The 13,314-nt window shown below is 55.9% G+C and carries 6 protein-coding genes and 2 pseudogenes; 6 read left to right on the top strand and 2 right to left on the bottom strand.

The window, feature by feature from the left end; translation table 11 throughout:
* Positions 1-64 precede the first annotated feature (64 nt).
* Complete coding sequence (locus CQ12_RS14960; RefSeq protein WP_157088229.1) at positions 65-349, top strand: hypothetical protein; 285 nt, start codon at positions 65-67, stop codon at positions 347-349.
* A 545-nt stretch (positions 350-894) separates the two neighbouring features.
* Here the strand turns inward: CQ12_RS14960 and CQ12_RS45680 are convergent.
* Positions 895-1,257: an ABC transporter permease gene (locus CQ12_RS45680; RefSeq protein WP_057836064.1), complete on the bottom strand. Its 363-nt coding sequence runs from the start codon at positions 1,255-1,257 to the stop codon at positions 895-897.
* Positions 1,258-2,373: 1,116 nt separating this feature from the next.
* Between CQ12_RS45680 and CQ12_RS14950 the strand changes: the two genes are divergently transcribed.
* Positions 2,374-3,531, top strand: coding sequence for a TlpA disulfide reductase family protein (locus CQ12_RS14950; RefSeq protein ID WP_157088228.1), 1,158 nt, complete (start codon positions 2,374-2,376; stop codon positions 3,529-3,531).
* A 1,467-nt stretch (positions 3,532-4,998) separates the two neighbouring features.
* A pseudogene (locus tag CQ12_RS46325) lies at positions 4,999-5,161 on the top strand (alanine dehydrogenase); the annotation flags it as partial.
* A gap of 963 nt (positions 5,162-6,124) precedes the next feature.
* On the opposite strand, the gene CQ12_RS14940 reads toward CQ12_RS46325, so the two are convergent.
* On the bottom strand, positions 6,125-6,370 hold the full coding sequence (locus tag CQ12_RS14940) for a hypothetical protein (RefSeq protein WP_057836062.1): 246 nt from the start codon (positions 6,368-6,370) through the stop codon (positions 6,125-6,127).
* 2,426 nt (positions 6,371-8,796) lie between these two features.
* Between CQ12_RS14940 and CQ12_RS14925 the strand changes: the two genes are divergently transcribed.
* The 3 genes and pseudogenes from CQ12_RS14925 to CQ12_RS42255 form a co-directional block, all read left to right on the top strand.
* Entirely contained in the window at positions 8,797-9,306 is a 510-nt protein-coding gene (locus CQ12_RS14925) for a hypothetical protein (protein WP_057836059.1), read from the top strand.
* 108 nt (positions 9,307-9,414) lie between these two features.
* Complete coding sequence (locus CQ12_RS14920) at positions 9,415-10,725, top strand: serine hydrolase (protein ID WP_157088226.1); 1,311 nt, start codon at positions 9,415-9,417, stop codon at positions 10,723-10,725.
* Positions 10,726-13,172: 2,447 nt separating this feature from the next.
* Positions 13,173-13,314 (top strand): annotated as a pseudogene (locus CQ12_RS42255) (alanine dehydrogenase); the annotation flags it as partial.

The following is a 13,314-nucleotide window of genomic DNA, read 5'->3' as shown; positions in this document are numbered from 1 at the left end:
AATGACGAAAGACTAGGTCCTGTGGCTCTAGTCAAGCGGAGGTCGGGAACAAAGCTGCAAGCTTTTGGGTCATCAAGCCCAAAAGCTTGCATTCATCAACCCTGGAAAACCCTTCCTGTCTTGTTTGATGTTGCGCAGGCAGCTCTACCAGCTAGGGAACTATCAAGGTCTCCTGACGCCGATCACTAACAGCGTCGTCGGCGAGGATTTGCCGTGCCAGGGCATATCGAAGCCGTTCGATTCACTGATGCCGGGCGTCGAGATCCTTTCCGCCGCGATCACGCATTTGATAGCCCTCGGCTCCCTAATGGCATCTCTTCTTGCGGGAGTGCCTGCCGGCTACGGCTAGCTAACGATCGGTCCACTCGACGCCGAGGCGTCCACCCATACGCAAAAAGGAATACATCCTTTAAGAAGACATTTCCTTCTTCATCGTCGGACTCCGCTTCATGCCGGTGGTGTTGGTCGTCATCCCACTGTTTAACTTCTTCAGTGCGCTTCGGCACATATTGTGTCCAGCAATGTTTGAAGCGCTTGCGCGCCATGCCTTTGTGTTGAATGGCAAACAGCGCCACCAAGACCGTCTATGGCAGGCGATTCGGTGCACGTGTGCGGGCTCGTGTCGATCGTCTTCGACACGACTAGGCCGCCCGCGAAACCAATAAGACCCAGAGTTGTGACGAAGAATGCGATATCCGCGGCTGATCTGTAGAGAAAACCGACAATTCTCGAGAATCGGGTTCCGGAAGGCTGCCAGCTGAACGGCTGGATTTGGCGCATGGTAGACTCCGAAGGCACACAATTATCCACGCAGCGGGGCGCTAAAGAAAGCCTATATCAAGCGCTCAAAGACTTGAAGCGTGCTTGACTTCCTCGCTAAGAGGAGAATGAGTTTTATCTTGAGCGCGGAGTCGTCCGGACTTGTTCGTGGGATTTGACTACTCGATGACGCAGAAACCGGTCGCCGAGGCTCGAGGCCGGCAATGCAGCGCGCCACAGCGGTCTTGCAGCAGCGCCGAAAATCGCGCACCTTTGGCCGGAACGCTTTCCTGCGCGTCGAGCGGAAAGCAACCAGCTCAGGGTGAGGAGCACCGCGGCGAAGACGACCATGCCCGCGGCAAGCCAGCTTGCCTCGCACCGGTGCGACGCTTTCACATAGTCGAAGATTGCAAACAACAGCACGCTGACGGTCCGGGAATTGCCGCCGATCATTAGCACCAGGCCGAATTCGCCGATCGTGTGCGCTAAGCCGAGCACGGCGACGATGAGAAAGGCCGCGCCGGGATTAGGCCGTCAAGAAGGCACGCAAAGGAGAGGCACACGGTGGCCGCGACTTCCAGTGAGCGCTGGCCCACGGCTGCGAAGGCGTTGCGGATCAGCTGCACCACAAGATAGCCCAACATCTACCGGTACTCAAACGCGGCGCAATTTGAACACGCAAGGTCGGAGTGGAGACTTGTGTGAGGACGGCCGGGCGAAGAGGTAAGCCAACCGAGGTGATGGCTTCATGAATTGAAGTTGGACAGCCCGGACGTTGTGCAACTTGATACTGGGTATTTGCGTCGCTCATCCATGCCATAAGTTGCCCCAGTTCACTGGCCCTGCATCGCGCGCGAGGCATGCCTGTCTTCAAGGTAGTGAATCCCGCAATCTTGGCGGGATCGACGCAAGCTGTCCGTGCGGGGGCCGCCGCTTGGCAAAGCGTCCACACACTGCGATGCCATATCGAGCAGAGTTCTGTCGACATCTTCGTTCCCGAATTTTGCCAGCGGGCATGAAAACTCGCGACGGATAGCCCTTTTGTCGCAACTGATAGCTCCATTTGTAATGGAGCAGACGAATGCGAACGTCTGGCGGGGACGCGCAACAATCTCGCCGATTCACTCAACTGCTCGACCAGTTCGAGGCGGCTTACTTTCATGTCGCCACTTCTCATTAGGTTCAAGCTTCTGTTGGTAGTGCCGGTAGTTTTCACGCTCGACCGAAACGGCAGGGCTTTAGCACGAATCTCTTCGCATCGAGCCTGACAGACTTTGTCAATGAGCTAGCAATTTCGCTTCGCCAGCTGCAGCGATAATCACCGCAAAAGCGGCGCCGTTTCGCGCGCCAAGACCGCTGGTGCTTGTCTGGTTTGTGACAGCGGCACTGAGCTCGTCAGGTTCAAAACACCGCCGTCTTAGGCGTGGAGGCGTTTTCAAAAGGGTAATCAAACGCGTAATGCGCGGACGGCGTTGGCACGGTCATTGCTTTTGAGATCACGCAGGAGAGCAAAACGAGCGATGCTCTCCTTCCCGTGGATCCGTGCGTCGCTTCTTACAGGGAGACAAGCTCGCGCATAAGCCCCGCAACTTGGCAACGGCTTTGGAGAGCAATATGGTGCTGCGCATCGGGTCAGAGGCTCCTCCGATCAAAGTGGAGAGTTGGCTGCGCGGCCAGCCTCTCACGAACTTCCAGCCCGGAAAAGTCTACATCGTCGAATTTTGGGCAACGTGGTGCAAATCATGTGTGGCGGCGATGCCCCATCTGGTGCAGCTGCAAGAGAAATATAGAGACAGCGGACTTCAGGTCGTCGGAGTCGCAGCTCGCGAAAAAGCTCCAACGGCGGACGAGGCCCGAGTAACATTGGACGCGTGGCTGACCGAAAAGTTCGCCAACCTGAACTTTCGGATCGCGATCGACCACACAGGTGAAATGAACAAGCTTTGGATGGAGCCCAGTTCTTATTTGGGGATTCCCAGCTCCTTCGTCGTCGACTGCAATGGCCACATCGCCTTTATCGGTCATCCGATGCTACTCGATGACGTTTTGCCGAGAATGTTCAAGCGCACCTGGCGCCCACGCCATGAAGCTAAGGCCACTAATACGAAGCGGATCGCCGGGAATCAGGGCGAAGCGCGTGAACGAGCGCTGACCAAGCCGATCTACGCCAAACTTCGGCCGGCGATGGAGGCGGGGGATTGGAAAACAGCGCTCTCGGCCGTCGAAGAGGGCCTCGCCTTGATGCCGGACAAAATCGAGTTCCGCGTTACTCTTGCTAATCTATTGCTTCATAAAATGCACGACACGCGGACCGGCTTACCGGTCATGCGGCAATTGGTTCGCGACGCGATCGACAAAAGAGACGAGGGGTGGATGGCTATGGCTATAAGGCAACTCTTCGATCCGGCGAAGGACACCTCCCACCTCCCGCGTGCCGAGCGCTTTGCGATGGGCAAGGATTTGTCCGAACACATCCTGGCCCTAAATCCGCCGAAGGGCGACAGCCATAAGTTCCTGTCGTATGGGGCGGTGGCTCAGTATTATTTTGAGAGCGGCAATAAGGAACGCGCGATCCAGTTGATCGAACTGGCACTGAGATCGCTGGACCATCCGAAGCCTATGCAGGAGGAGGCGAAACAGTACTTGGTGCCGCCGTTGCTGCAGGCGCTGGCCAACTACAAGGGTGAGAAGGCTTGTTACGGAGATCTTTGTTCGGCTCCGCAAAACCAGTCTCCTGAAACTGTCAAAGCGCGGCCGCCGAAGGAAACGTGAAGAAGGAGTGACAAGAACAATTGGTTTATCCGCTAATTAGCCCATTCTCTTTGGCGAGCCAGGGGCAAGTAGAATCCATCCAGTCAGTGATGGATCGTTTGCAGCAGGCTGAAGGTTCGAATCGTGGGATGAACCGGGCCGGCTAGCGGCGGAAGCGCTTGACATAATGGAGGCGCGCCGCGATCTCGTAAGGGGGGAATAATCTCGCATTCTACAATAACCTACCGAAGGACTCAACTCGTCATCGTCAAGGATTTTCAAATCCAAGCACATGGCGGCACTGATGCATGCAAAGTCCTTCTCGCCAATCCGCCCCCGCTCGTCTTCATTGCCATGCGGAGCGCTTCCCGCAAGCAAACCATGTTCCGATGCTTACCCTCAGGAAGTTTCCGCGATCGCGAGAAGTTTTGCAGCAAAGTGTTCCCTTGTTAGGTAAGTATCAATTCCGGGTGGAGCTGTCCGCCATACGTTCGTTGATGCGATGGGAGAGGGCCATGATCTCGCCGTCCTCCGAACGCGCTGTCACCGCGAGATGCGGCGCATGACTTGTCGAGCTTAACAAACAAGGGAAGGGTAGCCCCCGACGCAAAGTGGGACACTGACCTTTAAGTAAGAAAAGCAATTTCATTCCGCCTGCGGCCGCGACAATCGCCGCGAAACAGCGGCCTTTCGCACGCCAATACGGGTGATGCTTGTCAGCTTTCTGACAGCGATACGCGGCTGTCGGGTTTGCCGGGGTACCAATCTTCAAAGAGAATCAGAAGACTAATGCATTTGAACGCCGATGGCACGGCCGTTGCTTTTGAGAGGCCGCAACACTGAGTGAGACGAGTACATCCAGACGCGCAAGACGAGCGATGCTCTCCTTTCCATAAGCACATGTGTCCATTTATGAGAGACAGCAACGAGCGCGCGCCCGAGCTGGGCTCATGGAGTACAGCATTAGGGTTGAGGTCGAAGGAGTTCACTATCGGCAGACAGCCGCCGAAATCCCCGCTTGATGGAGAGTTAAATGACTTCCCGGGTAGGCGTATTCCGGCCACCATTGAAATGCGGCACGTCCGCATTGTTTGAGATCCCTCTGCTCAGATGTCGTGCCAAATCCCTTCGCGCGCGCACCGCTGGATCGGCGTTTGCGGCTGCTCTTTCAGCCATCTGCGATTTCGCTCAATGTATGGGTGCCCACGCCGAATGAACCTGGGATCTCCTGCCGTTGTGTCGAGCGACGGCGTGAACACGACGAACGTCGGCGCGCGATCGCGCGATAGTGCCATCCGATTGGAGAGTCTGGCTAATGCGCGCGCTGAGCTCGCGAGGGAGTTTCATACCGATCCGTCGGCGTTCATTCGTCTGAAGTACTGCGCAATAGTGTCAAAATCGCTGGATCTCTGCGCCATTTCGCCGGCTGCTTTGCAACTTTGCGTTGCCCTACGATTATGAAAGGCTGCCAGTTAAGGAGATTTGCGAATGAAGGTCGGTGTTCTCATGGAAATTAAGGCGCACAACTACCGTATGGGCCTTACGCCTGGAATCGTCCGCGAATATGTAGTGGCTGGCTACGGGGTGATAGTCAAGATAGATGCAGGCGCCGGGATTTGGCGCAACGGACAACAATTATCGTCAGGCCGGAAGGGGCGCAACTTCGAGAGAACCAGTTCCAATTCAGTTAGCTTTCATCCGGCGCCGGACCCGAAGCATGTGCGTGGCTCAAGCAGGAATAGCGCGGAGTGCCTTTGAAGGATCCAGACGCCGTAGCGGCAATCGTCTCAACGTTGCGTCGCGTTCACGGCGACAACATTGCACGTGTGTTACTCGCAGACGGCGTGAGCTTGGCGGCTCTTATCGATGCAGCGTTCTCCTTGCCAATAAGGAACAGTGATGCCGTCCGAATGATCGCGAGAGCGCTTGACTCTGGCGACTTCAGCTTCACACCGGACATAAGGCCGCTCTGGCGCGTGCGGTACATTTATGAAGATCGACCTGCATCGATGCGCGTCCTAGATATGGAGATATTAACGCCCGACAGGACCTTCGCGAGCACTGAGATTTCGTTGCGGCTGTCTGTATGATACAAAGTCCAAGTCCCTCTCACGTTTTGAGCTTGGCCCGCTAGCGTCACCACTTCTGTCCCAACGGATCCTTCAAGGCAGCGTTGTCAGGATGCGTCGGCCAGAAGCCGTTTAAGCCGCGCGTTCTCCTCCCAACGGTGAGCCGCTGACCTCCGAGACTTCAGCCCGCCGAACACGGCTTTCCATTTGTAGGTGCCGGCGCCGTTAACGCCACTTCGGGCATAAGTCGGAAACCGATACGTCGGCCTCGTGTTGCTCCGTGAAACCCGATGATCGGCTCACCCGAAGCGGGCGCGCACGCTTCCGAACAGGCGCAATGTGCCTGAGCAGTTTTCGATGTTATGCCACATTTATCTAATCACGGGAAATGCGCAACTACTGACCATGAGCAGGGCACCGCCCAATGAAAGAGCGACACTGTTTTCTCCTCATCATCAGGTGCTTCGTACTCCTTGCGCCGTTCACGGGACCAAAGCGTGCGCAGAGAATTGCGTGAAAAGGAGTCTTCCTTCAGGGGGGCGACACTACAGGTCCGAACGCTGTCCTAGTTCGATGCGCAGCTTCCAAATCGCGCTATTTGCAAGATGCAATATGTCCTGCTCGCCGTTTCTCAGTGAGAGTTCCAGATAAGCTCGTAGCCGGCTGCGCAGCAATTCCTTAGTATTATGCTCCAGCAATGGATCCGTCTCGACAAAGCGCCATGACTTGTCAAATGCGGTGCTCACGAGGCTGTCAGAGGCTTGGCGCCGCTCGGGTGAAGTCTGTTCCATGATTAAGAACTCCAGCGTGACATCCTTAGATCAAAAGTCGGTATGACGATCGGCCGGCTCGCTTTCTAGCAAAAAAGAAAGCACAGCCTCATTAAATCCACCGTCCAAGTACTCCTGCCAGACAGATGCCACGGGTTGCAAATCAGATGGTCATAAGGAGTTGGAATGCGCTTGGAGTCTTGTTGAAAGCACCCTCGATGGATCCAGGAAGCTAATAGAGACGTTTGGTGAAGCTGAGATGACTGCTGTCGCTTTCACGTCCATTTAGTGCCCGCGCAATTTGGTAGGTTTGGTGGCTCGTCGCCAAGCATGCGTTTCCTTGACACCACTCTGCGGCTCAGTCACTCCGCGACGGGACAGTCGTGTCCTTCTGCTCAGCAAGAATGGTGATTAAACGTCAGCACGTGCTAGCGTCTGGATCATCGTGTTTGGAAGGTGAGGTGCCGGGAGACATGCATCGCTTTGACAGGTTCAATCCACGGCAGTTCGCGTGCGTGCATCAGGCTGTCAGTCACCGACAATCCGCGTGCGGTAGGAACGCTCCGATTGTGGTCCCCACCTCGACGACAGCGACGCGCGTGACGCCAGATTGTTGGGATTGTCTCCAAACTAACAAGTCGCCGCTTCAGGTGTCGTACGTCTGACGAGATCGGCTTCGCATGTGTAAGGCCGGATGCAAAACATAATAGCAAAATGCGCTCGACAAGCTTGCAAGAGCGTCGAATCGTTTACCGAGGGCCGGACTGCGATGTGATCGACAGCCTTCCGTTAACGAATAGCGCTAAGACCTGTCCGTCATTCCAAGCAAGCACGTGGAACTTGATCCCGTCGACGATCTTACTTGAAGTGATAGTGCCAGCGCAGCCGAACACGTAAACGACGTCCGCGTAGTTTGCGCCCAACGGAACACTGCTGAGCTCCGAGTCCTTGACGCGACAATGCCCGGCCGGGATTGAGCGAGCGTCAACCGACTTATAATCCGCATCCAGGTCATCAGGGGCAACCGGATTGACGAAGGCTCCACTTGGCGGAGCGCTGGCTTGTGCAGTCGAGGGCCCGCTCGATATCTGGGCTAGCTGCACGAATAGCCACGCGGAAGCCAGTATCGTTGCGCTCCGTAGGGCGAGTCGCCAGTTGATGGAACGGCCTGTCAGGGCGAATGCTTGAGAGATATTCATCAAATGCCAGATGCTTGTAGACTTCAATACTCACCGCTCAAGTAAAAGAGGCGGCAGAGGTCGCCTGCGATTCACGATCAAACGCTGTATGCGAGGTATGCGTCGTCTTTGTAATCAAACATGTGGGCTTCATCTCGCGTTACTTTCCACTGAGAAGTAGGATGGCGTGTCGTGGTCAAAGCCGCTGTACACTCCCAAGCCATTCAGTGCGAGTACTGGGTGTGACGCTTCACCGGGGTGGTAAAGGTTCGGTAACTCGCCGGGGATGTGGAAGTGGCTGACATAGTCGTATCCGCCAACTACGCCGCGGCGTACGAACACGCCGATCCCGCAATACACACACCTATCGGATTCATACACTCCGACGACAAGACTAGGAGGCAACGTGACCGCAGCTGCCCGAACGCGCGGTTCCATACCGCACGTCTGCCGATTGGCCGCAGAGAGTTGGGCGGAGCGGAGCCGGCGGTGGCCGAGAACGCGGAGCCCCTATATGTGACGGGCGCGTTGGCGATGCTGCCTGAATAAGCAGGCAATGTGCGGACCTTATAAACGTCAGCTTCTGCAGGCGCTTCGCACTGAATTTGTACAAGTGGCTTGAACCTTACGTAGCGTCAGGGTGTAGAGACTGACCAAGCTAACGAACCAGGGCTGCCGGTGTTCTTACAGAAAATCTGACGAGACCCGCGGTCCGCAAACAAAACGAAGTGTGCTGCCGATGCTATTTTTCATTTTTCTGTCGATCTTCTTCGCTGTGTTCGGCACAGTTTACGCCGTGAGCGCATGGCTCTGCCATGGGCAGCGCGAGCGCGATGCGCGTTACGCTCGCCCCATCCAAAAAACCACGCGGCGAGCATTCTAATCTGAAATCAGGAGAGCGCCTTACCCGGTGGGCCGCGCGCTTTAGCGCGGCTCGCCGCAGCCTCTAAATCCATCTGGAGCAAACACACAGTGGCAGGTTACATCAATTTGTTGGATGGCCGCCTGTATTGAATTCTCTCGAAGGCCTTTGGATATCACGAGCCAGAACTATAAGGAGATAATCGCTTGCCGACATCCTTTCCATTCACGGAAGAAAATCAAAGTTGAGGTGGTGCTCCCTCCCTGCTGCGTCAATGATTGCACCTCGACCGCTCGTCCTAGCTACGGGAAGCACTCACGCGACAAGCCCTCGAAGGGCCTTGAATCGCACGTGGCGTCAAGTTGTACGTACCAGGCGAAGAATCCATCCGCGAAGGCGTAGCCAAAATGACGAAGCCCTTTCTCGCTACTGCACTATGTTCTGCGCTCGATTTGATTGGGATAAGCGGGGTTACCCTCGCTGACACAATCGGGCGCTACGAATGTACCGCCATAGTCGCTGCTCGAGAGCCCTTAGGTGATCGGAATGAACACGACATTGTCAGCTTTCAGTATACCTGTCGCGGCGTGGATGGTCTCTTGAAGGAAGCCCTTGTTACAGCAGTGTCGGTAAGTGAATGGGATGGTCAGAAAGGAACGTATTTGGCTTCTCTCGACCTTCACCACGCGCCTGACGGATTTGCGGTTGGGCAGGTCTTGGAGGGCACCGGCTCTACTGTCATGGAGGACGGTAAAGCTGTTGGCGTCGACGCTTCCGGTAAGACCGTGTTTAAGTTCGCATCCGGCACATTGGCGGCCCTCTCAGGAAAGACCGTTAAATTCACAACCAAGCCCGCGGGTTTTGGTCGATTCGAGCTAGAGTTTACAGATTGGCGTGAAGCTGAACAACTGAAGTGAGACGCGTGCTCACTTACAACTAGGATTACTGGGGACAAGACCTCGCTGACCGTGCCCGCGGGCTTAACCGGTTTGAAGTTCGCTCTCGCCCAAGACAACGATCAGAGCATGAAGCGCAATCGCTTTTCGGAAGGACAGATCATCGAGAGTTTGAAGGAGCATGAGGCCGGCGTTTCGGAGCCCGATCGTTGCCGCAAGCATGTCGTCAGCGACAATAGCATCCACACGTGGCCAAGTGCCCAACCCGAAGCCGTCGGTGTTTCGCCAGAGCGGCTCTCCCGAATTCGCGCGGTGCTGCAACAGGAAGTCGATGCGGAGCGCATGCCAGGCGCCGTCGTTATGATCACCCGGCGAGGCAATCTGATCTATTCAGAAGCTGTCGGTTTCCTCGATAAGGCGGCGGGCAAGCCGATGACCGAGGACGCGATCTTCCGCCTCTGTTCCATGACAAAGCCACTCGCTTCAGTTGGCGCCATGATGTTGGTCGAGGAAGGCAAGGTCCAGCTCAACGATCACGTTTCCAAGTTCCTGCCGGAGTTGGCCAAAATGGACGTCCTGGCCACGGACAAAGACGGCAAGACGACCCGCGAGCCCGCCAAGCGTCGGATGACCATCCACGATCTCTTCCGACATACGGCTGGGCTTACTTACGGAAAGTTCTCAAAAATTCCGGAGATCAAAGCGGCTTACACCGAAACAAACCTTCTTATTGAGCCGTCACGCTTGATCACGCCTGAACAATTCACGGCCGGGATTGCCAAAGCGCCTCTGGTCCGTGAGCCCGGCACCACCTTTGAGTACGGCTTGGCTGTAGATGTGCTCGGCCACGTGGTCGAGGCGGTTTCGGGCCAGCGCCTATCGGCGTTTCTTGATGAGCGGCTATTCCGCCCGCTGAAGATGGCTGACACTGGGTTTAAGGTTCCTCAGGCAAATTGGACTCGAATTGCCGAGCCGCTGCGTAAGGAGGAACAATTTCTCGACATGAAGATCGATCCGTCGAATGACCTTGCCGGAGAAGGCGGCGTATCGACAGCGGCCGACTACCTGCGCTTTTGTCAAATGATGCTGAATGGCGGAACTCTGGACGGCCGTCGGTATCTAAGCCCAACCACGGTTAAGCTGATGACTTCAGATCACCTCGGCAATCGTCCCGGGGTACCAGCATCACCCGGAATCTCTCTGATGGGTTTGGATGGTTATACGTTCGGACTCGGCTTTTTGGTTCGGCAAGGGCCAGGACTGGCAGGCGTACCGGGTTCCGAAGGCGAGTACATGTTGGCAGGCTACGGTGGAACGTTCTTCTGGATCGATCCAACGGAGCAACTAGCAGTCGTTTTCATGGCGCAGACCCCAGGATCTACTCGCACCTACTACTACCGCATGATTAAGGCGCTGGTCGCGCAGGCACTTGGCAACTGATCCCGAAGTATTGTTGCCGTCTTCGTCGAGAGCAGAACGAGGCAAGCGAGGCTTTGCTCCTACATTTCGTGTGTCGCCGATTATCGCATTGGACCATTCGCGTGTCATGGCCGTAGGGTACAGAGCGGCCGGATCTCGTGCGGAGAGCACTGATTCTATCACACCCACGGGTTTCGTGTTCGTACACGCTGAGGACATCACGGCGGAGACCGTGAGCGAATGCGACGGCAGCCGCCCGCAAGTGCGGTTTCATATTGCCTTACAAATACACACGCAGCCAATCGCCGCCGAAGCTGGGCGGAGCGAACCCGACCCGCTGTCAAGCGCCGGAGGCCGCCCTACATCACCGCGACGGCTATTGGCGATGCTGCCTTGAACAATGCAAAGCAGCCTATTGAACGAAAAATGGCAGCGTCTGCAGGCACCTCGCGCTGGCTGTGTTCAAGGCTCGAAACCGCACGTGACATCAATTGTTGGGATTGTCTTTAGGTTAACAAATCGGCGCTTCTGGTATCGTACGCCTTGCGAGATCAGCACATGTGTAAAGCGGTGATGCAAAAGGATAGGAGCAAATGCGCTCGCCAGGCTTACGAGAGCCTCGAATCGTCTACCGAAGGCCGGACTGCGATGTGATCGACAGCTTTCCGTTAACGAATAGCGCTAAGACCTGCCCGTCATTCCAAGCAAGCACGTGAAACTTGAATCCGTCAACGGTCTCATGTGAAGTGATAGTGCCTGCGCAGCCGAACAGGTAAACAACGTCTGCGTAGTTTGAGCCCAACTGAACGTTGCTGAGCTCCGAATCCTTGACGCGACAATGCCCCGCCGGGAGTGAGCGAGCGTTAACTGACTTGTAATCCGCATCCAGGTCATCAGGCGGGGCCGGATTGACGGGAGCTCCGCTTGGCGGAGCGCCGGCTTGTGCCGATCGAGGGCCGCTCGATGGCTGTGCCAGCTCCACGAATAGCCACGCGAAGGCCGTGATCCGCAGGACTACTCGCCAGTTGATGGAACGCCCCATCAGGGCGAATGGTTGATAGCTTTTCATCGAACGCCAGATGCTTTTAAACTCAGCCACTCACGTAGGAAGGCGGTAAGCCACCTGCAACGATCAAACGCTGTAATACCAACATGTGGGCTTCACCTCGCGTTACTCACTGAGAAGTCGGATGACGTGTCGTGGTCGAAGCCCCTGTACTCCCAAGCCAGTCGGTGTGAGTATTAAGTCCGACTTTTCACGTACAGGTTAGGTTGCTCGCCAGCGACGTCGCAGTGGCTGACATCATCGTATCCGCCAACCACGCCGCCGTGGAACAAGCCGATCCCGCTACATGCACATCGTTCGAGGTCATACACTCCAACTACAAGACGACCGAGGGATTATGAGCCAACGCGAACGCAGCCACAGCTGCCCGAACGTGCAGTTTCATATCGCACCTCCTGCCGATTGGCCGCAGAGAGTTGGCGGAGCAGGCCCGACGGTGCCGAGGACGCTCGGAGCCCCTATATCAATGATGTATCGGTGATACTGCCTGAACAAGCAAGCGACGTGCCGAACTGAAAAACTGCAGCTTCTGCACGCGCTTCGTACTGAATCTGTTCAAGTGGCTTGAACCTTACGTAGCGTCAGGGTGTAGAGATTCTCAGCAAGCTGATTAACCGGGGTGTCCGACAGGAAATCTGACGAGACCCGCGTTCCGCAAACAAAGCTAAGTGTGTCGCCGATGCTAATTTTCACTTTGCTGTCGATCTTCTTCGCTGTGTTCGGCATAGCTTACGCCGTGAGCGCATGGCTCCTCCAGCGCGAGCGCGACGCGCGTTGCGTTCGCCCCACTCAAAAACCCAAGCGGCGAGCGTTCTAACCTGAAATCAGGAGAGCGCCTCACCCGATGGACGGCGCGCTTTAGCGCGGCGGCGTCGAGTGGATCGATCCAGTTCTTGGGCCTCTAAATCCATCTGGAGGAAATACGCAGTGGCAGGTTACATCGATTTGTTGGATGGCCGTCTCCATTGAATTCTCTCGAAAGCCTTTGGATATCACGAGCCGGAACTGTGAGGAGATAGTCGCTTGCCGACATCAGAAACCAACGATTCACTGGCAGGCATTTGACAATGCCGGTTTCGAACAATTCAGTGCCTCGATACTTTAGCTGTCCAACGTGACTCTAACCAGCATAGTAGTGTTGAAGCCTGAATGGGTTCAGGTCAAGCATCGCCCTGATACCCAATGATATATCTTCGTCTTCCAGGGCGCGTTGCCAGCGCGCGATCGCGATGCTGGATAGATCGGCGCTGGTGCTGAGCTCGGCGCTGGGGTGTCATTCCGATGGAATCCTGCGTGATGCTGCTAATGATCGGTGAATTTAGGCGGTGCTTGGCCGCCGGCGTCGCAGGTTTGCACCGCTCTTTCGATTATAAAAGCGTTTGTCCAAGTTAGGAGATTGCAATTGAAGGTCGGTGTTCCCAAAGAAATCAAGACGCACGAATACCGTGTGGGCCTGACCCCTGGAGCGGTCCGCGAGTATGTGGCCGGAGGCCACAGCGTACTGCTCGAGACCAATGCCGGTGCTGGTATAGGCGCTACAGATG

It is taken from the genome of Bradyrhizobium jicamae (assembly GCF_001440395.1).
GTDB classification, from domain to species: domain Bacteria; phylum Pseudomonadota; class Alphaproteobacteria; order Rhizobiales; family Xanthobacteraceae; genus Bradyrhizobium; species Bradyrhizobium jicamae.
Note: the sequence above shows the minus strand (reverse complement) of the source record. Positions and strands in the feature narration are given on the sequence as shown.

Excerpts from the sequence above, each read along its gene's own strand:
- CQ12_RS14950 (WP_157088228.1), top strand. The coding sequence starts at position 2,374 with ATGGTGCTGCGCATCGGGTCAGAGGCTCCTCCGATCAAAGTGGAGAGT.
- CQ12_RS14940 (WP_057836062.1), bottom strand. The coding sequence starts at position 6,370 with ATGGAACAGACTTCACCCGAGCGGCGCCAAGCCTCTGACAGCCTCGTG.
- CQ12_RS14925 (WP_057836059.1), top strand. The coding sequence starts at position 8,797 with ATGACGAAGCCCTTTCTCGCTACTGCACTATGTTCTGCGCTCGATTTG.
- CQ12_RS14920 (WP_157088226.1), top strand. The coding sequence starts at position 9,415 with ATGAAGCGCAATCGCTTTTCGGAAGGACAGATCATCGAGAGTTTGAAG.